We start from the raw sequence: 23,317 nt of genomic DNA, 5'->3' as shown, positions 1-23,317 counted from the left end.
AAATGCCGAAAAAAATGTCAGGAAGGATGTGACCATTTGATGTCCGCCGGTTACAAGTGAGCCGCAAACGACTGCACATGGTCCAAAATGTCCGTATACAGCCGGGTGTGGTAGTACATGCCCAACTGCATGCCGCGTTCCACCAGCGGCTTGTTGTCGCCGGAATACACCTGGGCGACCACTTCGTAGATTTCGTTGGCATGCGTCACGTCCAGGATTTCGTGATCGGTAAAATGGGCCAAATCAGCCGCATTGCCGTACGCAGAGGCTGCGTAGGCGCCGACGAGCGGAGAGACGCGGGCCACGATCTCTTCGATCACACCCAGGGCGGCCAGCCCTTCCGGGAACGGGTAATGCAGGCAAAGATCGGTGATGGCGCGGTTGTACGCCAGTACGGGAATGATCGGACGGCTCGCGTCCCGTTCGGCGTCTGTCACGCCGATGCCGCGCAAAAAGCTCTTGTACGTCTCCAGGTGCACATGTGCTTCATTCATCCGGCCGTGCTCTTCATACAGGTTGTCCACCAGCGGCATGCGCAGCCGGTAGTCAGGCAGATTGGTCAGGATGGCGGACAAAAAACGGGGGAAATGCTCCACGACGTGATAGATTTGCAAGGCCGCTTCCTTGGCCTGCGCCGGGGAAAACGATCGGTCGTGCAGCCCGAGAAACAGCGGATGCCGCTCCACCTGGTGCCGGGCAAAGAGCTGCTCCGCCAGCTGCTTTACTTCCGTATATGCATTTGTCATAGAATACCTCCTACAGCAAGGTGAGTTCATAGGCGCCCAGCGCCAGGCCGGACGGGACATCTCCGTAGGCGTAGGCGGTGGAGCGCAGCTTGATAAACAACGGGTGTCGATACCTCTCCGCCAGCTGCGGGGAGACGCCGGTAAAGACATAAGGGTACGCCTGCCGGTGAAAGCGGGCCAGATAGGCGAAAAACGTCCGCCGCCTGTCTTCTCCGTCCGCGCTGGCGTAATAGGCGAGATAGGCGTGCAGAAACGGCGCTCCGGGACCAGGCAGGGCTGCGATCCCGCGCCACCGAAAGGCACCATGGATCAGGCGCAGTGGAAGGGGGAGCATACGGGTGACGACCAGTCGGCGCTCCGATGATTGGTCGATGACTTTGCAGACGGCGCGCAGTTTGCCGCCAGCATGCAGGCCCAAAAACCAGCCATCCCGGCGCAAAAAACGGTCGCGGTCGGCGTACGCAAACGCAGTGTCCGCTGACCAGCGCTCGTAACAGGACCACGCTTCCTCGCCGTCAATCGGAGTGACACGACGCCAGTCTCCGTCCATCGGCCAGAACAGCGGCACGCCAAGGTGGACGATACGGCCGATGGGGACCGCTTCCGGAAACAAGCTGTTTGCCCGTGTCAGCGGCGAGCGGTGTCGGTTGCTGTCCAGGACGACGGCAAACACCCAGCGGCACACTTGGCCCAGACTCTCCGCAGCATGACCCGCCAGCCGCTGAAAGGCGCGCGTGCCGGTAAAATCAGGATGAATCCTGACATCGTGCAGGTAGAATACGGGCTCTGCCTGGCCGTTCAGAAAGCGGACCTGCTTCGTCACCCCGAAGCAGCCGATCAGACGGCTGCCGCGCCACAGCCCCGTGTATCGAGATTCCCCCCAGCTTTCGCCCAGCCGGAAAAAATCAGGCGAGCGATCTACGACAAACAGGTCGCTGCCCGTATCCGTTGCATGGGCCAGGGCCAGCAGTGCGTCGTTGTGCTCCCTCGTCAATGGGGATGTCGAGTAATTCATTTCAGCACACCCACGGTAATGCGCTGGTACATCATCGACCGATCGAGGTCGGTCATCTCACGGGAACACGCTTCGTCCACTGCCAGCTGCTCGTAAAATGCCTCTGGAAGGGGAGGAGCGGACAGCATGTTGCGGTACAGCAGGACCGCTTCCCTGCTTTTGGCTTCAAGCACGGCGGCGCAAATCGCCGCACGCTGTGCTTCGTCCGACCAGTCGAAAACATTGGAGAGGAAAAAGGCGTCGATGCCCTGCATTTGTGGCAGTGCCTGCTGCAGGGAGAGCGGCAGCACCCGCAGTTTGTAAAGGTTGCGCTTCGCCGAGGCATAGCCTTCCTCGCTCAGGTAGTGGGGAGCTCCTTCCGGTCTGTCGAGCAGGTACGTTCCAAACATGAGCTGGGTGAAAAAATAGTTGTCGCCAATCAACCGTCGCTCCAGCTCTCTATTGAACATCGCCTCAAAAAATGCGCCAAAGTCCTGTTCCCTGGCCTGGGCAAACATGTGGGCAGGGAAGAACTGCAGGTGGGTGGTTTTGCTCAGCAAAAGACGCACGGCTGTGTGCCAGGCGTCTGTGTTCAGGTAGCGCTCGCGAAAGGCGGCCTGCTCGTCCAAGGTGCGGCAGGAAAGCAGTTCCTGCCAGACCTCGTCGCCGTAGAGGTTGAAGCGAATATTTTGACTGATGAACCGGTAGAAACGCTCCGTCGCGCCGCACTGGTTCACGCCGAGCGCCAGCAGGTGCGGATGACTGTCCCAAAAAGTGCGGGCGTAATCGGGAAGCAGCGGCGCCAGGCGGCGGTACGTTTCCTGCCGATCCGATCCGTCCGACTCTCTTGCTCCGTCCGTCTCTCCCGCGAACGCCAGGTATTCCTCGCGGCTCATGGTCCCGATGGCCGCTTTTTTCAATTCAATCAGCGCGGCCTGAGCGGGGTTGAAATCGATCGCGTAAATCGTCTGCACATCGTCGCGCAGCAGGGAAAACGCCGTACACCCCCGGACCCGATGACGGCGACCGTTTTCGGACGGTACCGGTCCGCAAGCGTTCGTTCCACCATGCTGTCTTCGCGAATCTGTGCAAAATACAGGTCAGTCACGGGCAGCGCCCTCCTTAAATTTTCGTAGCATCACCGGACGAAACCGCTCCCAGTGCGCGAGCATCAGCCGGCCGCGTTCCAACTCCTGCATGAGCCGGGAGCGGGATGAAGCATCGGCGGGGCAGATGAGCAGCAGGATCTGGCTGTCTCCTTGGTCCATCCGTACGCCCCTGGCGTGCAGCCAGCTCATTACTGCATCGAAGCCAACCGCCGGGCGGTACAGGGTATGGCTGCTGCGCGAAGTGAGGTTGTCCGGCCTAAACCCGTCGATATGCCCAATCCGTTCGACGAATGCCTGTGCCGTTTGCCGAACGGTCGGGGGAATTTCGCGGGTGTGAAGCAGCGGGTACGACCGCTGAAACAGGGTTTTGCAGACGAGCAGCAGGGCGGGATTCTGCAGTTCGGCCATGAAGTGAAGCGGCTCGTCCGGCCAGGTGTCCATTGCGCTGCGGAAGAAATGAAGCAGCATCGGCAGATAGGCCTTCCGCAGGGAGAACAAGGGGCCCAGGTAGACAAACCGGCCGTGGTCTGTCTGAAACCGCTGTATCAATTGAAAAGAGGCCAGTCCGGTTTCGTCATGGGCCATCAGCACTGCGTCATACAGGGGAAAGCGCTCCGCCAGGTAGGCGGTTTGGTCGCAGTGGGGAAAAGCGCGGTTGGCCGTCTCCACCAACATCTGTCTGTCAGCGGCGGACAGGGAGGTGAGCAGACGGTTGGAAAACTGGATCACGACCCCACTCCTTCCAGATTATTCTCAACTCACCATTTGATTGTAATTCTTCTGACGCTTTGCTGACAAGCACACTGGAAAAGTGTCCGAAAATATGATCCGCTTGCTTGCGAGGGATAGCGGCATCCTGTACACTATGAAAATGGTTTACGACATCTCGCCAGTCCGTTTTTTCTCTGGATGGTGCGCGAGCGGAACCGGATTACATACCTGTGTGCCGCCAAGGTGCGGGAGTGATGCAGATCGACTTCTAAAGCGATCTTTTGCACCACATCGAGCGGCTTTGCATGCAGCGATCTGTAATGGTAGGTAAATCACGTATCCATGTACAAGGAGAGACCTGTTATGAGCACAATCGCAATCAATCAACGGCTGGTTGCACCGGTGAAAATCAAACTGCTGCACCAAGACGCCGTCATTCCCCGCTATGCACGGGCGTTTGACGCCGGCTTCGACCTGGTGGCAGTGGAGGATGTCTTGATACCGCCTGGGCAGACGGCAAAGATCCCCACAGGGCTTGCCTTTGCCCTGCCGGATGGTTACGAACTGCAGGTGCGGCCTCGTTCCGGCATCAGCGCCAAGACAAAACTGCGCATCAGCAATGCACCTGGTACCGTAGACGCCGGATACCGGGGGGAAGTGTGCGTGCTGATGGACAACACCCGCATGCCGTCCGGCGAAATCGGCGATACCTGCCTGGACGTCAGTGAAAAAACGGTGAAAGTTGACCGGGAAGTAGACAGCCACACCTATCTGATCCGCAAAGGCGACCGCATCGCCCAGGGCGTGCTGGCCCTCGTCCCATTGGCACAGTTTGAAGTCGTGGACGAGCTTGATGAGACGGAGCGCGGCGCTGGCGGGTTTGGCAGCAGCGGTGTCCAGTAAGTCTTCCGGACCGATTCCCAAGCAGTAACACCCTTGACCGCCTGTCTGTCATGACAGGGTCAAGGGTGTTTTTATTGGATTCGAATTTTACACTCAGAGGGATGGCCTCTGTGGTACAATGAGCAGAAAATGGAAGGGAGGTGGTCTTTGTGGAAGTGGTATCCGTCAATGCAGGAAAGCCGCAGTCTGTCACCTATCAGGGCAAGGAGCTGAGCACCGGCATATTCAAACAGCCGGTAAATGGTCCCGTCTATCTGGACTGGACGCAGTTGGAGGGTGACGGGCAGGCTGACCTGCGCTACCACGGCGGCCCCGACAAGGCCCTCTGTGTCTACAGCGCCGATCATTATCCGCATTGGGAAAACGTGCTGAAACAGCCCTTGATTCCCGCTGCATTCGGGGAAAACATCACGGTTCGCGGGCTGACAGAAGAAGCGGTCTGCATCGGGGACATCTTTCAATTGGGGGAGGCGGTGGTGCAGGTGAGCCAGCCGCGCCGTCCCTGTTTCAAACTAAACGTCAGGTACGGACGGACCGATCTGGTAGATCTCGTGCAGCAGACCGGATTCAGCGGCTTTTACTTCCGCGTGCTGCAGCCGGGCCTGATCGGGACGGACATGCCGTTTCGCCTGCTTGAGCGGCAGCATGCAGAGGTAAGCGTCGCCTTTGTCAACCGGATCAGGTATCACGACAAGGGCAACCGCGCCGCCATCGAGCGGATACTGGCGGTAAAGGAACTGTCTGACAGTTGGCGCGCGGCATTTGAATCGAGACTGTCGGCAGGACAAGCGTAAACGGACAGACTGCATCGGCTGTTCGCGGCCCCATCACCTAGCGCAGCGGACCTTGTCTGCATCTTTGCGGCACCCATACAGAGGGTGTCGTATTTTTTTCGCGTGCCGAGACGAACGCTGCCCATGCTGGACGCATAGGGTAAATTGACGTCACTGGTGCCCGACTGGATTATGGGGGAAAAAAGGGTTGACAGGGAGAAAAAAGCGGAAATACAATACATATAATTCCGATTAAATTACTATGACTTTATCTGGGGGAGTAACAGGCATGGACCATTCGAAACATGTTCGCCGACCGTTTTACAAATCACTGCTGCCAATCGTCCTGGCGTTCAGTCTGGCCGGCTGTGGCGGGGCGTCGGGTGGAGAGCAAACTGGTTCCGGTACGGGTGTCGAGCTTCTCAACGTCTCCTACGACCCGACCCGTGAATTGTATCAGGATATCAATGAACACTTTGCAAAGTATTGGAACGAGAAAACGGGACAGATCGTTACTATCAAGCAGTCTCACGGGGGATCGGGGAAGCAGTCCCGCTCCGTCATCGACGGTCTGGAGGCGGATGTCGTGACGCTGGCTCTGGCCTATGACATCGACGCCATCGCCCAATACGGCCTGCTGCCCGCTGAATGGCAGAAACGCCTGCCGGACAACAGCTCGCCGTACACATCCACGATCGTCTTCCTGGTGCGCAAGGGCAACCCGAAACAAATCAAGGATTGGGACGATCTGGTGAAGCCGGGCATCTCTGTCATCACCCCCAATCCCAAAACATCGGGCGGCGCCCGTTGGAATTACCTTGCCGCCTGGGGATATGCGCTGAAAAAACACAACGGCGACGAAACGAAAGCCAGGGAGTTTGTCACCGCCCTGCTGAAAAACGTACCGGTGCTCGACTCCGGCGCGCGCGGCGCCACCACCACCTTTGTGGAACGGGGCATTGGCGACGTGCTGCTCGCCTGGGAAAACGAAGCCTACCTGGCGATCAACGAGCTGGGCAAGGACAAATTTGAAATCGTCAATCCGTCTGTCAGCATCCTGGCGGAACCGCCCGTCGCGGTGGTGGACAAAAACGTCGACAAACACAACACGCGGGAGGTTGCCGAAGCGTATCTCCAGTTCCTCTACAGCAAAGAGGGGCAGGAGTTGGCCGCCAAGCATTACTACCGTCCCCGTTCCGAAGAAGTGAGAAAGGCAAATCAAGACAAGTTTCCCGACATTGAGCTGTTCACCATCGACGAAGTGTTCGGCGGCTGGGAGAACGCCCAGAAGACCCATTTTGCGGACGGAGGCGTGTTTGACCAGATTTACCAACCTTGATTATCTCGATTTTGTTGTTGTAGGGAGTGCCATCCATGAACAAATCTAAGCGAACCAGAGGGGTCTTGCCCGGATTTGGTCTGACCATGGGCTATACCGTGATTTACTTGAGCCTGCTGGTGTTGATCCCGCTCTCGGTCCTGTTCCTGAAGACCTCCAGCATGACGTGGGACCAGTTTGTCGACACGGTGATGAATCGGCGGGTGATCGCGTCGTTTCAGGTCAGTTTCCTGACCTCCTTTTTCGCGGCGTGCCTGAATGCGGTGTTTGGCGTGCTCGTGGCCTGGGTGCTGGCACGGTACCAGTTTCCGGGGAAGCGGGTGATTGACGGGATCGTCGACCTGCCGTTCGCCCTGCCCACCGCCGTGGCGGGGATCGCGCTGGCCACCATTTATGCGGAAACCGGCTGGATCGGTCAGTGGTTTGCCGTCTTGGGGATTAAAATCGCCTATACACCGCTGGGCATTTTGGTGGCACTGACATTTATCGGACTGCCGTTCGTGGTCCGAACCGTCCAGCCGGTCCTGCAAGACTTGGACAGACAAGTGGAAGAAGCCGCGGCGACACTGGGAGCGACGCGGTGGCAGACGTTTACCCGCGTGATACTGCCTCATCTGCTTCCGGCGGTGGTTACGGGATTCGCGCTGGCGTTTGCGCGAGCACTGGGTGAATACGGCTCAGTCGTGTTTATTTCCGGAAACATGCCACTGAAGACCGAGATCGTGCCGCTGTTGATCATGACCAAGCTGGAGCAGTTCGACTACACGGGGGCAACGGCCATCGCCTCTGTCATGTTGGTCGCTTCATTTGTGATGCTGCTGGTGATCAATTACCTGCAGTGGAAGACGAATAAACTGAACGCTGCCCGATCGGAGGGATAACCTGTGACCAAACAGACGGAACCTGTTGTCGTGCGCTGGCTGTTGATCGGCATTGCCCTTGTCTTTTTGGGATTGTTTCTGATCGTTCCCTTGATCGCTGTCTTTTCCCAGGCTTTCCGCCAGGGGGTGGACGTGTTTCTCGAAGCGGTGCGCGATCCGGATACGCTCGCCGCTGTCAAGCTCACCCTGCTGACAGCGGCAATCAGCGTCCCGCTCAACGTCGTGTTCGGGGTGGCAGCGGCGTGGGCGATCGCCAAGTTTTCCTTTCGTGGAAAAAACGTGCTGCTGACGCTGATCGACCTGCCATTTGCCGTCTCGCCAGTCATCTCCGGATTGATTTTCGTACTGCTGTTCGGCAGTCAGGGGTTGTTTGGCCCCTGGTTGGAGGCGCACAATCTGAAAATCATCTTCGCCGTGCCGGGGATTGTGTTGGCGACCACGTTCGTCACCTTTCCATTCGTCGCCCGTGAGCTGATTCCGGTCATGGAGGCGCAGGGGAAGGACGAGGAGGAGGCTGCGCTGTCGCTGGGGGCAAACGGTTGGCAGACGTTTTTCCGCATCACGCTGCCCAACGTCAAGTGGGGGCTTCTATACGGTGTGATTCTCTGTAACGCCCGGGCGATGGGAGAGTTTGGCGCCGTGTCGGTCGTCTCCGGCCACATTCGCGGTCAGACCAACACCCTGCCCCTGCATGTGGAGATTCTGTACAACGAGTACAACTTTGTCGCCGCGTTTGCCGTCGCCACGCTGCTGGCCGCCCTGGCACTGGTGACGCTGGTGGTAAAAAGCGTCATCGAATGGAAGACAGAGCGGCAAGAGCAGGCGGAGGCACCTCAGTTTCATGCGATGGGAGAGGCTAGCTGATGAGCATAAAAGTGGTCAACATCACCAAATCATACGGGTCGTTTACGGCCGTCAAAGACGTCAGCCTGGAAATTCCCGAGGGCAAGCTGGTCGCGCTGCTGGGGCCGTCCGGCTCGGGCAAGACGACGCTGCTCAGGTTGATTGCCGGTCTGGAGTCGCCGGACCGAGGGCAAATTTACTTCAACGGGGAGGACAACACGCATCGCGACGTGAGAGAGCGCCGCGTCGGGTTTGTCTTCCAGCATTACGCGCTGTTTCGGCACATGACGATTTTTGACAACGTCGCGTTCGGCCTGACCGTCCGCCCGCGCAAGTTGCGGCCGTCAAAAGAAGAGATACGCGAACGGGTCCATGAACTCTTGCGCCTGGTTCAGCTTGAGGGATTGGCCCACCGCTATCCGTCCCAGCTTTCCGGCGGACAGCGGCAGCGGGTCGCGCTGGCCAGGGCGTTGGCTGTCGAGCCGAAGTATCTCCTGCTGGACGAACCGTTTGGGGCGCTGGACGCCAAAGTACGGCAGGATTTGCGCCGCTGGCTTCGCCGCCTGCACGAAAAGCTGAAGCTGACGATCGTGTTTGTTACACACGATCAGGAAGAGGCGCTGGAGCTGGCCGACAGTGTGGTGGTGATGAACGAAGGGCGGGTGGAGCAAACCGGCTCGTCGCAGGAGGTATACCACCAACCGGCCAATCCGTTCGTCTACGGCTTCCTCGGCAGGGTCAACCTGTTTCAGGGGCGTATCCGCGGCGGCAAAGTGACCCTGGGGAATGCGGAGTTTACGGCGGAATGGTCCAATCAATCCGAGGAACTTCCAGCCGTCGGCTACGTCCGTCCGCACGATGTGGAGCTCAGCCGGACGCCGCAGCACGCGCAGAGCCTGGCTGCCGAGGTGCGGCACATCTACGCATTAGGGTCGCTCATGAGGCTGGAGCTGAAGCGGCTGGATACCCAGGAGACGTTGGAAGCGGAAGTGACCTTGCAGCAATTTGCCGAGCTGAACGTCCAGACGGGCGACACCCTGTACATTACGCTGCGCAACGTGTATGTCTACGTGGAGCCGGAGAACCGGTTTGTCCAGGCGGCGCTGCCGGCTGCCTCCGCGCTGGCTCTGCGGGCAAACGGTTAGGAGAAGAACATGAAAAAACCGGTCTGCGGTGCGGACCGGTTTTTTATGACCGTTATTCCCCGCGCTGTTTGGAGCGCGTTTCTTCTTTACCGATCGTAGTAGAGGACCGGGTTTGCGACGGATTTTCCTTGTCGCCTTGTTCGTTTTTGACTCCGTTATGCTTGGACATCTGTTTCCACCCCTTTCCGCGATTGGCATGGGCTGTATCGGTAGTGTGCCCGCGATGCCGTTGTTCTATCAGCGTAGGAAGGGAACGTGCCGCTGTCCGCTGCGTCTGCTGTTTCAGCCGGCGAAGTCGCGACGCCCGATCGACTTGCCTTTTTTGCAAAACAGAACAGGTTCTGCTAAGATAAATGTTTGAACGATTGGAAAAAGGCAGGTATTGCGATGATTAGCACACATAACGTGACGCTGCGTTACGGCAAGCGCGTCCTGTTTGAAGACGTCTCTATCAAGTTTACACCCGGCAACTGCTACGGCCTGATCGGCGCAAACGGCGCCGGGAAGTCCACGTTTTTAAAAATTCTCGCCGGAGAAATCGAGCCGACCAGCGGACACGTTTCGGTGACGCCCGGCGAACGGATCGCCGTGCTGAAACAGAACCACTTCGAGTTCGACGAATACGAGGTGCTGAAAACCGTCATCATGGGGCACAAGCGCCTCTATGAAATCATGGAAGAGAAAAACGCGCTCTACATGAAGCCGGACTTCAGCGAGGAGGACGGCATGCGCGCGTCCCAACTGGAAGCGGAGTTTGAGGAGCTGAACGGCTGGATGGCCGAAGCTGACGCCGCTGAACTGCTCACCGGGCTGGGCATCCCGGCCGAGCTGCACGACAAAAAGATGAAAGATCTCACCGGTAACGAAAAAGTGCGCGTGCTGCTCGCCCAGGCGCTTTTCGGCAACCCGCACATTCTGCTCCTTGACGAGCCGACCAACCACCTGGACATCGAATCGATCCGCTGGCTGGAAAACTTCCTGGCTGACTACGAAAACACGGTCATCGTCGTCTCCCACGACCGTCACTTCCTGAACAAGGTGTGCACGCACATCGCCGACATCGACTTTGGCAAAATCCAGCTGTACGTGGGCAACTACGATTTCTGGTACGAATCCAGCCAACTGGCGCTGAAGATGGCCAAGGAACAGAACAAAAAGAAGGAAGAGAAAATCAAGGAACTGCAGGAGTTCATCGCCCGGTTCAGCGCCAACGCCTCCAAGTCGAGGCAGGCGACCTCCCGCAAGAAGCTGCTGGAGAAGATCACGCTGGAGGACATCAAACCGTCCAACCGCCGCTATCCGTTTATCAATTTCAAGCCCGATCGGGAAGCGGGCAAGAACCTGCTGGCGATTGAGGGCTTGAGCAAGACGGTCGACGGCGAAAAGCTGTTCGAAAACCTGACGCTGACGATCAACAAAGGGGACAAAGTGGCCTTTGTCGGCCCCAACGAGCTGGCCAAAACCACGCTGTTCCGCATTTTGATGGGCGAAGTCGAGCCGGACAGCGGCACGTTTGAGTGGGGAGTCACCACGTCCCGGGCGTATTTCCCAAAGGACAACTCCGAGTATTTCAATACCGACCTGACCCTGGTCGATTGGCTGCGTCAGTATTCCAAAGAACAGGACGAGACATTTATCCGCAGCTACCTCGGCCGGATGCTCTTCTCCGGCGACGAATCGCTGAAAAAGGCAAACGTCCTCTCCGGCGGCGAAAAGGTGCGCTGCATGCTTGCGAAAATGATGCTCTCCGGCGCCAACGTGCTGATTCTGGACGAACCGACCAACCACCTGGACCTGGAGTCGATTACGGCGCTGAACAACGGGCTGATCGACTTCGAAGGCACGATTTTGTTCGTCTCCCACGACCACCAGTTCGTGCAGACGATCGCCAACCGCATTATCGAAATCACACCGAAAGGCGTCATCGACAAGTTGATGACCTACGATGAATACCTGGAAAGCGAAGAGATCAAGCGGCTGCGCGAAGAACATTACGCGTAAGGCCGGTCGTTTTCCCCCTATGCCCCCGGCTCTTCCTTTGTGAGGAGCAGGGGCTTTTTTTGTCTGTCTCCCGGCTAAAGAATTCCTCATCCAGCGCTGTGCACGGTCAGCGCGATGCGAAACAGAAGCTGGTCCCGGCCGCATTCCGGCTGCAGGCCGGTCAGCTCGCGGATCAGCTGCAGCCGGTACTTGACGGTGTTTTTGTGCACGAACAGTTTTTCCGCCGCCACCGCGTGATTGCCATCGGCCTCCAAAAACGCGCGCAAAGTGCGAACGAGCTGTCCGTTTCGCTCCCGGTCGTAGCGGTTCAGACTGTTCAGACATTCATCGGCCAGGCGCCTGGCTTCCTGTTCGGGGCTCGCTGCAAACAGCACCCGTTCCAGGCCCAGCCGGGCAAACCATCGCACGACCAACGGCGCTGATTGGCCGTCGGCGGAGGCATTCGAGACGGCGTTCAGGGCGGCCCGGCACGCGATCACCGCTTCCCGATAACTGTGCGGGACGGCCTCCAAACCGGGATGGAGGCGTCCGATGCCCAAACAGAGCGGGCGCGTATGACGGCGGGCGATGCGCTTAACGCTCTCCACGGCCTCTGGGGATGGCTCCGCCGAGCCCGCGTCGGCGGGGAACAGGAGCAGAATCCGGTTCTCACGGTCCAGGCCGCAGAGTACGGACGGGGAGATATGTTCCCACTCGCTCCGCAGCGCCTCCAATAGAGAAACTCGCTCCTTCCAGGTGTGCATGATGTCGGGAGCGCCGGCATCGCTCAGCACAGCGGCAGCATAGTGGTCCGCCAGGCTCCAGCCGGCTTCTTCTGCTTTGCGGTAGAGGAGGTCGCGCGAAGCGTCACAGCCGGCGACCAGCAAGTGCAGGAAGTCGTTGCGAAAACGCTGGCAGGCCGCTGCGAGCGTCTGGTGCCGCTCGATTTCCAGCGAAAGAAGCGCGGCTGTCTGTTCTATCGCCACCTTTTCCCACGAGTGGAGGTCACGTTCCACCTCCCACAGCAGGATGGCCCCCTGTGTTTCGCCGTTGTGCAGAAGCCAGCGAATCAGGTGACGATCCCGGTAACGCGTGAGGGGCTCACGGGCGGATGCATTCGGGCCTGTCCGGCCGAGCAGCTTTTCCAGCGGCGGTGCGTGGGTGACAGAGGCAGGTACGTCCAGCTTTTTCCGAGGGGTACGCAGGTAGATACTGATTGGCCGCTCCAGGATGTGATACAGCAGTTCGGCCAGATTTTCCACACTCCCTCCGCTGGTGAGATGGCGGTGAAACCGTTCGTAGATGGCGTGGGTCCGGTCCAGTTCCTGCCGTTGTTTGGCGTTGATGTAGCTGGTGACCGGCACGATCACATCCGACCAGCCCTTTTCCATGGGAAACGAAAGCACCGGCATCTGCCTTTCATTGGCACGGTCAATCACCGCTTCCGGGAGCGCGTCGATGTACCGGCCCAGCTTGATGGCAAACCCAGGTGTTCCCCGTTCCGCCAGGGCGTCGATCAACTGGATCAAGCCGGAAGCGGTTTCCCGCCCTTGGGCGACAAACGGAAAACCGGTCGTCAGGACAAATTCTCCCGGTCGCAGCCAGAGATGGCCGTCGGGTGAATCAAACGACGTGACCCCGTGCAGTTCCTTGTCCAGAAACGCTTCCCCGGCCAACACATCAGTGGTGTCCATGCCGGCCACCTCGATCAATTCACGCACAGTAATCATCTGACTCCTCCCCATACGCTGCATGTGTCGTTCGTTGGTCCCGCAGACAAAAAGCGCCGGTTCTTTCTGGCTGACGGGACAAAGGAAAAGAGTGAATCTTTCGATAATAGTAGCATACAAGTCCGACAAGCCGGCCGGCAATGGGACAAACCGCATACCAAAAGGGGGATGAGAATGAAGGTCAAATATGCGCTGGGTGCGCTGCCGTTTATTGGAATGCTGGGCGGGGTGGCGTTTGTCAACCGGGTGGAACCGTACGTGTTGGGCATGCCTTTTGTGCTGTTTTGGATTGTCATGTGGGTGGTGCTGACCTCGCTTATCATGTTGGCCGTCAACAAGCTGGACCAATCCGACAGGAAGGGGGAGAAGCTGTGAATCCGGCACTCGTCATCCTTTTTCTGTTTCTTGCCCTGTCGCTTTTCCTCGGCATCCGCGCCCAGAGAGGAAAAGACATGAACATGGAGCAGTGGACGGTAGGCGGGCGTGGCTTTGGATCGGTCTTCATCTTCCTGCTCGTTGCCGGCGAGATCTACACCACATTCACGTTTCTGGGCGGCAGCGGCTGGGCGTACTCGAAAGGCGCCCCCTCCTACTACGTGCTGGCATACATTTCGCTTGCGTACGTGCTGTCCTACTGGCTGCTGCCGCCTATCTGGCGGTACGCCAAGGAGCACAGGCTGGTTTCCCAACCCGATTTTTTCGTCAGCAAGTACAACAGTCCGATGCTCGGCATCCTTGTCTCCACGGTTGGCGTGCTGGCGATCATTCCATACCTGGTGCTGCAGTTTAAAGGGCTCGGGATTATCGTGTCGGAGACCTCGTACGGGACGATTGCTCCGACGGCCGCCGTCTGGATCGGCGTGCTGGCGGTGACTATCTACGTCATGATCTCCGGCATTCACGGCTCCGCCTGGACGGCGGTAATCAAGGACATCATGATCTTTTTCGTGGTCGTCTTCCTCGGACTGTATCTGCCCTATCACTACTACGGCGGGATACAGCCGATGTTTGAAGCGGTGGATGCGGCCAAGCCGGGCTTCTTGATTTTCCCTGACGAAGGGATGAGCATCTCCTGGTTTGTCTCCACCGTGCTCTTGACCGTGTTCGGGTTTTACATGTGGCCGCATACGTTCGGCTCCGTGTTTTCCGCCAAAAATGAAAACGTGTTTCGCAAAAACACGGTCGTGCTGCCGCTTTATACCCTGATGCTGCTGTTCGTCTTCTTCGTTGGATTCACCGCGATCCTGCAGGTTCCCGGACTGCAGGGAGCGGAGGGCGACCTGTCGCTTTTGCGGCTGTCGATACGGACGTTTGACCCCTGGGTGGTGGGACTGATCGGCGCGGCCGGTTTGCTCACGGCCCTGGTGCCCGGGTCGATGCTGCTGATGACGGCTGCCACCCTGTTGGCGAAAAACGTGATCCACGTGTTTGTGCCTGCGGCCACAGAAGAGCGGATCGGCCGCATCGCCAAAGGGCTGGTGCCCGTGCTCTCGCTGATCTGCCTGTATTACACGCTGAGCGGGGGAGAGGCGCTGGTCACGCTGCTGTTGATGGGATACAGCCTGGTGACGCAGTTGTTTCCGGCGCTGCTGTTCAGCCTGCCCGCACGTCCGCTGGTCAACAAGTACGGTGCGTTTGCGGGCATTGCCTGCGGCGTGCTGACGGTTGTCTACGTGACGGTGGCCGATGTGACGATAGGCACCCTGTTTCCATCGCTGCCGGCCTTCATCAAGGACATCAACGTGGGCGTGATTGCCCTGCTCATCAACGTGGCGGTGATGGGGGTGGTCCATGTCCTGACCGCCCGGCTGACAGCGTCCGGGACTCGCGCAGCGGCGGAAAAGTCGCCGACAATCTAGGGGCAGGAAAAGGGAGGGGATGAGATGGCTGACATCGTTTTTCTGAATGGACAGGTAGTGACGGCAGACCCGCAAAACCGCGTGGCGGAAGCGGTGGCGGTGAGCGGAAACCGGATCGTCGCCGTGGGCGGAAACGAAGAGATGCGCCGCCATGTGCACGCGGGCACGCGCGTGATTGATCTGGAAGGCAGGAGTCTCCTGCCGGGATTCATCGACGCCCACCTGCACATCACACTCTACGGCACGAACAAATTGGGGGTGGACTGCAAGGCGGCGGGCATCGACTCGGTGGACGGCCTGCTGGAGGCGTTGAAGCGGCAGGCGGAACGGACGCCGGCGGGATCGTGGGTGCGCGCCTCCGGATTTGACGAAAACCGGATGAAGGAACGGCGTTACCCTACCAGGCAGGAACTGGACGAGGTGTCGACGGAGCATCCCATTTTCGTGATGCGGACCTGCGCCCATCACTCCGTCGTCAACAGCCGGGCGCTCGCCTTGGCCGGGTTTGACGAACATACGCCCGATCCGCAGGGGGGGCGGCTTGACCGGGACGAGACGGGGGCGCTGACGGGACTATTGGTGGAGACGGCGCACATGAAGATGTTTGAAACGGCGGCATTTAGCGAGGAAGAGTACCGGAGAGCCCTGCGCCTGGCTTCGGACGATTTTGTGGCCGCGGGCATCACCAGTGTGCACGACGCGGGCGGATACGGGCCGGACAACCTGCAGGCGATGCAGAAAGCGGTGCGGAGCGGCGACGTAAAAGTGCGGATCTACGCGATGATCTGCGCGTTGAACGAGTCAGACGCCTTCGTCCGCCGCATGATGGAGGCAGGTGTCGTGACAGGGTTGGGAGACGAGCGGTTTCGGATTGGCCCCGCCAAAGTGTTCGTGGACGGAGCCAGCACTGCAGCGACGATGGCGATGCGGCAGCCGTACGACAACCGTCCCGGCGACTGCGGAATCCTCTACTACAACCGGGACGAGCTGCATACGATTTTGGGAGAAGCGCATGCAAAAGGGTTCCAGATTACCGCTCATGCACAGGGGGACCGGGCCATTGACCTGCTGCTCGACTGTATCGAGGACGCGCTGCGCAAACATCCGCGGGGCAACCACCGCCACCGCATCGAGCACGCCGGCGTCTCCGCCCCCGACTTGGTCGAGCGGATGGCCCGTCTTGGCGTCGTGCCGATTCCCAATCCCGCCTTTCTCTACGAGTACGGCGACGGTTACGTCCGGAGCATCGGCGATCGGGTCAGCCACATGTATCCCGTCGGCGACTTTTTCCAAAGCGGTATCGTGTCGGCAGGGGGTTCAGACTGCCCAGTGACGGATTTTTCACCGCTGTTGGGCATTCACGCCGCCGCCAACCGCAGGAGCAAAAGCGGACGGGTCGTGGGGGACCGTCAGCGGATCGGGGTGATGGAGGCGATTCGCCTGTTTACCGTAAACGGCGCCTACGCCAGCTTTGAAGAGGACATCAAAGGCAGCATCGAAGCGGGAAAACTGGCTGATCTGGTCGTCTTGAACGGGCGGATTCTCGACGCAGCACCGGAGCGGATCAGGGACCTGCAAGTGGAGCTCACCATGATCGACGGAGAGATTGTCTACCAAAAACAGGGCAGGGAGGTCATGAAGGGATGAATACCGAGGCAGGAGCGCTTGCGATCAACCGGGAACGCTTGCAGCAGCGGATCGAGGCATTGGCGCAAATCGGCAAAATCGGGGAGACGGGGGTGTGCCGGCTGGCGCTGTCCCCCGAGGACCGGGCGGGCGTGGAACTGGTCAAACGCTGGATGGAGGAGGCGGGACTCACGACGCGGATCGACCACTTTGGCAACCTGATCGGGCGGCTGGAGGGAAGACAGCCGGATGCGCCGGTGCTGATGATCGGCTCGCACATCGACTCCCAGCCGTATGGCGGCCGTTTTGACGGCACGATCGGCGTGCTCGGCGGGCTGGAGACGGTGCAGACGATGATCGAAAACGGATTTCAGCCAGAGCGGCCGATTGAGGTGGTCGCATTTTGCGATGAAGAAGGCTGCCGGTTTCAAAAGGGGCTGTTCGGCTCTCGCGGCATCCTCGGGCAGGTGGAGGCCGAAGAGTTGGAACGAACGGACAAAAACGGCATCTCGCGCAGACAGGCCTTGATCGACTTTGGCTGTGACCCGGAGCGGCTTGCCGACTCCGTCTATCCGGCCGGGGCAATCGGGGCGTATCTGGAACTGCACATTGAGCAGGGGCCGGTACTGGATCAGGCGGGGCAGCCCGTCGGCATTGTCACCGGCATCTCCGGTCCGCTCTGGTGGACTGTGGAATTTGCCGGCTTTGCCGGTCACGCCGGCTCCGTGCCGATGTCGATGCGACGTGACGCCTTGGTGGGGGCCGCCAAGGTAATTGCCGCCCTGAACAAGATCGCCAGTCAGGACCCGAACGCTCCCACGGTGGGAACCGTCGGCCATCTGGAGGTCTTCCCCGATTCGCGCAACATCATCCCGGAGCGGGTCAGGTTCAGCATCGACCTGCGCGATATCGACCTTGACCGGCGAAACCGGCGGGAGGCGGAACTGCGCGAGGTAATCGAACAGACCGCGGTCGAATGCGGACTTGCGTACACGATCACCGAAGACACAAACAGCGAGCCGCGCTACTGCGCCGAGTGGATCAAGGCAGTGATGCGGGAGGAAAGCAAACGGATGGGACTTACGACGCCCGAACTGATGAGCGGCCCGTTCCACGACGCCTTGGCGCTTTCCTACGCTTGCGAGTACGGGATGATTTTCGTCCGCTGCAAGGACGGCATCAGTCACAACCCGCAGGAGTATGCCTCCCCCGAAGACATCGCGCTCGGCACTGAACTGTTGTACCGCACCGCCTTGCGGATGGCCGCGCTCCGATAGGCGTTAGTGAACGCCGGCTGTCATGGGTTTCGCCAATCGGCATTTCTCCATACGGCTGTCTGTCCTGGTACAGACAGCCGTGTTCCGTATTCAGGATACCTGCGGCAAAAGTGCGGCCGCAGGAAGACTTTGGCGCGCTTTTTTGCTATAGTTTAGCTATCACGAATATTGCGAGGAGGAAATCGTCTTCATGAAGATGCGCGTCTCCGCGGTGCAGTATCACCTGCATACCATACAAAGTTTTGATGAATTTGCCCGCCAGGTGGAGCACTACGTGAAAACGGCGGAGGAGTACGAAACGGAATTCCTGCTGTTTCCGGAACTGTTCACCACGCAGCTGATGTCAATTGGCGACGGGACAGGCAGCGCCCTGCCCATTACCGCCCTCCCATCGTTTACGGAGGACTACGTCAATCTGTTCTCCACGCTGGCCGCCCGGCATGGCATGCACATCATCGGCGGCACCCACATCATTGAAGAAAACGGCCGGCTCTACAACACAGCCTTCCTTTTTTACCCGGACGGACGTGTCGGCCGTCAGAAAAAGGTCCACATCACCCCGTGGGAAATCAAGGGATGGAACATGGGCGCAGGAGACGGACTGGAGATTTTCGAGACGGAGAAAGGGAAAATCGCCGTGATCATTTGCTACGACATCGAGTTTCCCGAACTGGTGCGGATGGCCAAGGCGCGCGGTGCCGACGTCATCTTCTGCCCGTCGTGCACCGACGATCGGCACGCGTTCCACCGCGTCCGCTACACCAGCCATGCGCGCACCATTGAAAACCAGGTGTACGTAGTCGTCACGGGCACTGTCGGCTCGCTGCCTACGGTCGATTTCATGCGGGCCAACTTTGGGCAAGCGGCCGTGCTGACGCCCAACGACGTGCCGTTCCCGCCGCGCGGCGTCCTGGCAGAAGGGGAGATCAACCACGACATGATCGTCACCGCCGACCTGGATCTGCAGCTCCTGTACGACGTGCGGGAAAAAGGCTCCGTCACCACCTGGCGCGATCGCCGCATCGACCTGTATCCTGATTGGAAGTAAAACGGAGGGAAGCCTCATGTACCGCAAAGAGCTGTACGTCTTTGATCAGGACAAGCCGGTCAAGGCGATGATCCGCAATTATACGCCGGACGACTTTGACGAGCTGATCCGGATCCAGCAGGAGAGCTTTCCGCCGCCGTTTCCCTCGGAACTGTGGTGGAACAAGGAGCAGCTGACCAACCACGTCACCCTGTTTCCCGAGGGAGCCGTCTGCGTCGAGGTGGACGGCGTCCTCGCCGGCTCCATCACCGGCCTGCTGGTCACGTTTGACCCGGCCCACCCGGACCACACCTGGGAGGAAGTGACCGACAGCGGCTACATTCGCAACCACGATCCCAACGGAGACACCCTGTACATCGTGGACATCTGCATCCGTCCGTCCCACCGCAAGCTGGGGCTGGGCAAATGGATGATGCAGGCAATGTACGAACTGGTCGTCCACAAAGGGCTGAAGCGCCTGTTGGGAGGCGGCCGCATGCCCGGCTACGGCCGGTACGCCGACCAAATGACGGCGGAAGCGTACCTGGAAAAGGTGGTAGCGGGGGATCTGAAGGATCCGGTCGTGACGTTTCTGATGCGCTGCGGCCGCACACCCCTGAAAGTGGTGGCCAACTACCTGGAAGACGAAGAATCTCGCAATTACGCTGCGCTGATGGAGTGGAAAAACCCCTTTATGTCCGCAACGAGACAATAGTGCTCCATGCAGACAATCGAGCGCCCATAAATATAGGCGAGGAGGAATAGATCCGTGCAGTACATTCGCATTGCAAGCATTGACGATCCCTTGTTTGCGCGCATGCATCGCCTGATGCAGGAAGTGTTTCCGCCGGAAGAAGTGCTGGCGTTTGACTTGTGGAAAGAACCGCTGGAAGACCCGGGCATCCGCGTATTTGTGGCCGTCCACGAAGGCGAGGTCGTAGGGGCGACCGAGTACCGCTACTACGCCGACCTGAACGTGGCCATGACCGACTTTACGATTATCGGGCGGGAGGGGCTTGGCATCGGACGTTTTCTCGCGCGTGAACGGCAAAAGGACCTGAATGCCCTCGCTGCGGCGCACGGCAAGCAGTTGTATGGCATGTTCGCGGAGATATACGATCCGTACCGGGTAGAGAACCACGAATTTGGCGGGATCAAGCCGATGGACCCGTTCGTGCGGCGGGAAGTGCTGTCCCATCTCGGGTACAAGCGAATTGACTTCCCGTACGTCCATCCGTCCTGGCAAAATGACGGCGAGGCCGTTTCCGGTCTTGACCTGTGCTTCCTGCCGACCAACGAGGACCAGGACAGCCTGGAAGCCGATCTGATCGTCACCTTCCTCACCCGCTACTACGCCGTCCTGCCGCAAAAGCCGCAGGCGTGGGTGGAGATGGTGGAACGCCTGTCCGGAATGGACCGCGTCCCCCTTCGTCCGATCTGACGGGAACGCGGCGGCTGCCGGACACTTGAAAAACTCCTGTGGAGCCGATGGCGCTTCACGGGAGTTTCTTGCACCCACAGAAAATGAACTCGTCCCCACGCCGGGAAAAAGGAGTGACGGGAGATGAAAGCCAAAAATCTGGCCGCCATTCTGCTGTACGTGGCTGTACTATTCCATCTGCTCGGGATGAGCGGGTGGGTAGTCCCCGAGATGGTGCAGCCGATTCAGCTGGCAACGTTGGGGTTGATGCTGGCGGCGCTGGTGGTCCTCAGGCAGAAGAAGCGCAGGACCAAACGGCGAACGGCGCGAAAACCGCCCGCGGAAGTGAACGCCCTGGTGGACCGGGCGCAAGAGGGGGATGCGGCAAAGTGAACAGCAACATCCACATCCAGGCCATTTTGGACGCCTCGCATGACGGCATCATCGCCGTCGACCGGGATTCCACCGTCATCTGGGTAAACAAGAACGCGATCGAAATCCTCGGCCTCCCCGCCGACATCGTCGGAGAGAAGATCACCCGCTACATTCCGAATTCCGACATGCTGCGCATCCTGGCGACCGGCAAAAAGGAGATCGGCGACATCGCTACCGTGCTCAACCGGCAGATCATCATCAACCGCCTGCCGATCATTGTGGATGGCGAGATCGTGGGAGCAGTCTCCACATTCAAGGAGATCACCGACGTACAAAAAATGGAAATGCGCATCCGCAAGCACTACATGGAGAGCGGACTGGAGGCCAAATACCGGCTGGAAGACATCGTCGGCTGCTCGCAGGCCATCCGCGAGGCGAAAGCGTGGGCGGCCAGTTTCGGAAAGACGGAGGCGACCGTACTGATTACGGGGGAGACCGGGACGGGAAAAGAGCTGTTTGCGCAGGGCATTCACCTGGTCAGCCAACGCTCGGCCGGTCCGTTCATCGCCGTCAACTGCGCTGCTCTGCCCGGCAACCTGTTGGAAAGCGAATTGTTCGGCTACGAGGATGGAGCATTCACCGGAGCGCGCAGGGGAGGAAAGCCGGGGCTGTTTGAGCTGGCCCACGGCGGCACCTTGTTCCTGGACGAAATCGGTGAGCTGTCGCTGCCGATCCAGGCCCTTTTGCTTCGCGTCCTGCAGGAGAAAAAGGTGAGGCGAATCGGCGGGGAGCGCATCGTGCCCGTCGACGTGCGGATCATCGCTGCGACCAACCGCGATCTGGAGCAGCAGATAGCGTCCGGCCAGTTTCGCTCCGATCTCTACTACCGGCTGAACGTGCTGACGCTGGAAATCCCTCCGCTGCGAGAGCGGAAAGAAGACATCCCCGACCTGGTCTGGTCGATCATTCACGAGGTGGGCGAGCGAAGAGACAAAGCGATCAGGGAGGTGGACCCGGCGATCTTTGCCCTGCTGGAGCAGCACAACTGGCCCGGCAACGTGCGCGAACTGCGCAACGTGGTAGAGCGCATGGTGCTGTTGTGTCAATCCGACCGCCTGGACGCGTCTGATGCCGAATTTTTTGTCAGCAAAATCCAGCGTGTCCGCGATAGACCGCAGCCGGGCGAATCTGAGGAAGCCATGCTGATTCGGAAAGTTTTGGAAGAGACAAAGGGAAATCGGATGGAGGCGGCGAAGATACTCGGCATGGACAGGACTACTCTGTGGCGAAAGCTGAAAAAGTACGGATACAACGGAACGCGCCGGTGACACATGCTGCATGGATTGCAACACATGTTGCACGTTTTGCAACAACGAGTGTACGCCATGCAACGAGTAGCGACCGTACATGCCACAATACGACTGAAAATTATGAATATACCGACTGTGGTATGGGATTTGCAAGTGAAAAAGGGCATCCTCATGGCAAAGGAGGAGCCACGATGAAGCATTACGCGGTCGCGGTCATTGCCGGAGACGGTATCGGACCGGAGGTGATGGAGGAGGGACTCGCTCTCTTGCAGGCGGCTGCCGAGATTCACGGCGGACTTGCCTTTGAGACCTCGACTTTTCCCTGGAACTGCCGGTATTACCAGGAGCACGGGCGGATGATGCCGGAGGACGGCCTGACGACCCTGCGGCAGTTTGACGTCATCCTGCTCGGGGCGATCGGTGATCCCAGCGTGCCTGATCACATCTCCGTCTGGGAGTTGATCCTTCCGATCCGGCGAGCGTTTCAGCAGTATGTCAATCTTCGGCCGATCAAGCTGCTGCGCGGGCTGGAGAGTCCGCTGCGCTGCAAGGGGCACGCCGATCTCGACTTTGTCGTCGTGCGGGAAAACACAGAAGGTGAGTACTCCAACATGGGCGGACGCCTGCACGAGGGCACACCGTATGAGCTGGCGGTGCAAAACAACGTCTTCACCCGTTACGGCGTGGAGCGGATCGTGCGCTACGCCTATCGGCTGGCAAAAGAAACCGGCAAGCGGCGCCTGACAGCGGCGACGAAGTCCAATGGCATCAACCACTCCATGCCGTTTTGGGACGAAATCGTCAAGGAAGTGAGCCTGGAGTACCCGGAGATTGAGACCCGGCTGACACACATTGATGCGCTGTCCGCCTATTTTGTCAGCTGCCCGGAAACGTTTGACGTCGTCGTCGCCAGCAACCTGTTCGGTGACATCCTGACCGACCTGGGTGCGGCCCTCGTCGGCGGGCTGGGATTGGCCCCGTCCGGCAACATCAATCCGGAAAAAAACTACCCTTCGATGTTTGAACCGATTCACGGATCGGCGCCCGACATCGCGGGCACAGGCACTGCCAATCCGATCGCGACCATCTGGAGCGTGAGCATGATGCTGGATCACCTGGGCGAGCGGGAACTGGGCAGGTTGGTGCTGGACAGCATCGAAGACGTCCTGGCGGAGCGGCGCGTCCGCACGCCGGACCTCGGCGGGACAGCCACCACGCGGGAGATGGGGCAGGCCATCCGTGAACAACTATACCGCAGGGGAGGATGAC

23 protein-coding genes are annotated in these 23,317 nt (G+C 59.2%); 17 read left to right on the top strand and 6 right to left on the bottom strand.

The genetic code is table 11. From position 1 onward, the window contains the following. Positions 1 to 50: 50 nt before the first annotated feature. Genes Q7F15_RS10535 through Q7F15_RS10515 form a run of 5 tightly spaced genes read right to left on the bottom strand, consistent with a single transcriptional unit; the run spans position 51 to position 3,578 of the window. On the bottom strand, positions 51 to 746 hold the full coding sequence (locus Q7F15_RS10535; RefSeq protein ID WP_304414335.1) for an iron-containing redox enzyme family protein: 696 nt from the start codon (positions 744 to 746) through the stop codon (positions 51 to 53). Between the two features lie 10 nt (positions 747 to 756). Further along, on the bottom strand, positions 757 to 1,761 hold the full coding sequence (locus Q7F15_RS10530) for a hypothetical protein (RefSeq protein WP_304414334.1): 1,005 nt from the start codon (positions 1,759 to 1,761) through the stop codon (positions 757 to 759). Then, positions 1,758 to 2,714, bottom strand: coding sequence for a DUF3419 family protein (locus Q7F15_RS10525; protein ID WP_304414333.1), 957 nt, complete (start codon positions 2,712 to 2,714; stop codon positions 1,758 to 1,760). The genes Q7F15_RS10530 and Q7F15_RS10525 overlap by 4 nt, the downstream gene beginning before the upstream one ends. Continuing rightward, positions 2,666 to 2,848 (bottom strand): hypothetical protein, encoded by a 183-nt coding sequence (locus Q7F15_RS10520; protein ID WP_304414332.1) that lies wholly within the window; start codon positions 2,846 to 2,848, stop codon positions 2,666 to 2,668. Before Q7F15_RS10520 ends, Q7F15_RS10525 begins: the two co-directional genes overlap by 49 nt. Further along, positions 2,841 to 3,578 (bottom strand): hypothetical protein, encoded by a 738-nt coding sequence (locus Q7F15_RS10515; protein ID WP_171564903.1) that lies wholly within the window; start codon positions 3,576 to 3,578, stop codon positions 2,841 to 2,843. Before Q7F15_RS10515 ends, Q7F15_RS10520 begins: the two co-directional genes overlap by 8 nt. Positions 3,579 to 3,923: 345 nt before the next feature. Between Q7F15_RS10515 and Q7F15_RS10510 the strand changes: the two genes are divergently transcribed. The 7 genes from Q7F15_RS10510 (at position 3,924) to Q7F15_RS10480 (ending at position 11,445) form a co-directional block, all read left to right on the top strand. Next, positions 3,924 to 4,463 (top strand): dUTP diphosphatase, encoded by a 540-nt coding sequence (locus tag Q7F15_RS10510; protein ID WP_171564902.1) that lies wholly within the window; start codon positions 3,924 to 3,926, stop codon positions 4,461 to 4,463. A gap of 149 nt (positions 4,464 to 4,612) precedes the next feature. Continuing rightward, positions 4,613 to 5,257, top strand: coding sequence for an MOSC domain-containing protein (locus Q7F15_RS10505; protein ID WP_171564901.1), 645 nt, complete (start codon positions 4,613 to 4,615; stop codon positions 5,255 to 5,257). A gap of 268 nt (positions 5,258 to 5,525) precedes the next feature. Next, complete coding sequence (locus Q7F15_RS10500; RefSeq protein WP_212131988.1) at positions 5,526 to 6,575, top strand: sulfate ABC transporter substrate-binding protein; 1,050 nt, start codon at positions 5,526 to 5,528, stop codon at positions 6,573 to 6,575. A gap of 35 nt (positions 6,576 to 6,610) precedes the next feature. Then, positions 6,611 to 7,456, top strand: coding sequence for a sulfate ABC transporter permease subunit CysT (gene cysT, locus Q7F15_RS10495; RefSeq protein WP_171564899.1), 846 nt, complete (start codon positions 6,611 to 6,613; stop codon positions 7,454 to 7,456). 3 nt (positions 7,457 to 7,459) lie between these two features. Beyond that, complete coding sequence (cysW, locus tag Q7F15_RS10490) at positions 7,460 to 8,320, top strand: sulfate ABC transporter permease subunit CysW (protein WP_304414331.1); 861 nt, start codon at positions 7,460 to 7,462, stop codon at positions 8,318 to 8,320. Then, on the top strand, positions 8,320 to 9,444 hold the full coding sequence (locus tag Q7F15_RS10485) for a sulfate/molybdate ABC transporter ATP-binding protein (protein WP_304414330.1): 1,125 nt from the start codon (positions 8,320 to 8,322) through the stop codon (positions 9,442 to 9,444). Before cysW ends, Q7F15_RS10485 begins: the two co-directional genes overlap by 1 nt. Before the next feature lie 387 nt (positions 9,445 to 9,831). After that, positions 9,832 to 11,445, top strand: a complete 1,614-nt coding sequence (locus Q7F15_RS10480; protein WP_171564896.1) for an ABC-F family ATP-binding cassette domain-containing protein — start codon at positions 9,832 to 9,834, stop codon at positions 11,443 to 11,445. A gap of 86 nt (positions 11,446 to 11,531) precedes the next feature. Here the strand turns inward: Q7F15_RS10480 and Q7F15_RS10475 are convergent, their stop codons facing one another. Further along, complete coding sequence (locus Q7F15_RS10475; protein ID WP_304414329.1) at positions 11,532 to 13,154, bottom strand: PucR family transcriptional regulator; 1,623 nt, start codon at positions 13,152 to 13,154, stop codon at positions 11,532 to 11,534. A 174-nt stretch (positions 13,155 to 13,328) separates the two neighbouring features. On the opposite strand from Q7F15_RS10475, the gene Q7F15_RS10470 reads away from it, so the two are divergent. The 10 genes from Q7F15_RS10470 to Q7F15_RS10425 all read left to right on the top strand — a co-directional run bounded on the left by Q7F15_RS10470 (position 13,329) and on the right by Q7F15_RS10425 (position 23,316). Further along, the gene (locus Q7F15_RS10470) at positions 13,329 to 13,529 is read left to right on the top strand and encodes a DUF3311 domain-containing protein (RefSeq protein ID WP_171564894.1); all 201 of its coding nucleotides are present in this window, start codon (positions 13,329 to 13,331) and stop codon (positions 13,527 to 13,529) included. Next, on the top strand, positions 13,526 to 15,013 hold the full coding sequence (locus Q7F15_RS10465; protein WP_171564893.1) for a sodium:solute symporter family protein: 1,488 nt from the start codon (positions 13,526 to 13,528) through the stop codon (positions 15,011 to 15,013). The genes Q7F15_RS10470 and Q7F15_RS10465 overlap by 4 nt, the downstream gene beginning before the upstream one ends. A 24-nt stretch (positions 15,014 to 15,037) precedes the next feature. Then, positions 15,038 to 16,660 (top strand): amidohydrolase, encoded by a 1,623-nt coding sequence (locus Q7F15_RS10460; protein WP_304414328.1) that lies wholly within the window; start codon positions 15,038 to 15,040, stop codon positions 16,658 to 16,660. Further along, positions 16,657 to 17,916: a M20 family metallo-hydrolase gene (locus Q7F15_RS10455; protein ID WP_171564891.1), complete on the top strand. Its 1,260-nt coding sequence runs from the start codon at positions 16,657 to 16,659 to the stop codon at positions 17,914 to 17,916. The genes Q7F15_RS10460 and Q7F15_RS10455 overlap by 4 nt, the downstream gene beginning before the upstream one ends. A gap of 190 nt (positions 17,917 to 18,106) precedes the next feature. Continuing rightward, positions 18,107 to 18,964 (top strand): carbon-nitrogen hydrolase family protein, encoded by an 858-nt coding sequence (locus Q7F15_RS10450; protein ID WP_171564890.1) that lies wholly within the window; start codon positions 18,107 to 18,109, stop codon positions 18,962 to 18,964. 16 nt (positions 18,965 to 18,980) lie between these two features. Then, a complete protein-coding gene (locus tag Q7F15_RS10445) occupies positions 18,981 to 19,658 on the top strand; it encodes a GNAT family N-acetyltransferase (RefSeq protein WP_171564889.1) in 678 nt (225 codons plus the stop codon). 54 nt (positions 19,659 to 19,712) lie between these two features. Continuing rightward, positions 19,713 to 20,384: a GNAT family N-acetyltransferase gene (locus Q7F15_RS10440; RefSeq protein WP_304414327.1), complete on the top strand. Its 672-nt coding sequence runs from the start codon at positions 19,713 to 19,715 to the stop codon at positions 20,382 to 20,384. 123 nt (positions 20,385 to 20,507) lie between these two features. Continuing rightward, on the top strand, positions 20,508 to 20,756 hold the full coding sequence (locus tag Q7F15_RS10435) for a hypothetical protein (protein WP_171564887.1): 249 nt from the start codon (positions 20,508 to 20,510) through the stop codon (positions 20,754 to 20,756). Beyond that, positions 20,753 to 22,066, top strand: coding sequence for a sigma-54 interaction domain-containing protein (locus Q7F15_RS10430; RefSeq protein WP_171564886.1), 1,314 nt, complete (start codon positions 20,753 to 20,755; stop codon positions 22,064 to 22,066). The genes Q7F15_RS10435 and Q7F15_RS10430 overlap by 4 nt, the downstream gene beginning before the upstream one ends. Before the next feature lie 173 nt (positions 22,067 to 22,239). Next, entirely contained in the window at positions 22,240 to 23,316 is a 1,077-nt protein-coding gene (locus Q7F15_RS10425; RefSeq protein ID WP_171564885.1) for a tartrate dehydrogenase, read from the top strand. Position 23,317: the final 1 nt, after the last annotated feature.

Source organism: Brevibacillus aydinogluensis, assembly GCF_961514395.1.
Lineage (GTDB): Bacteria > Bacillota > Bacilli > Brevibacillales > Brevibacillaceae > Brevibacillus > Brevibacillus aydinogluensis.
Note: the sequence above shows the minus strand (reverse complement) of the source record. Positions and strands in the feature narration are given on the sequence as shown.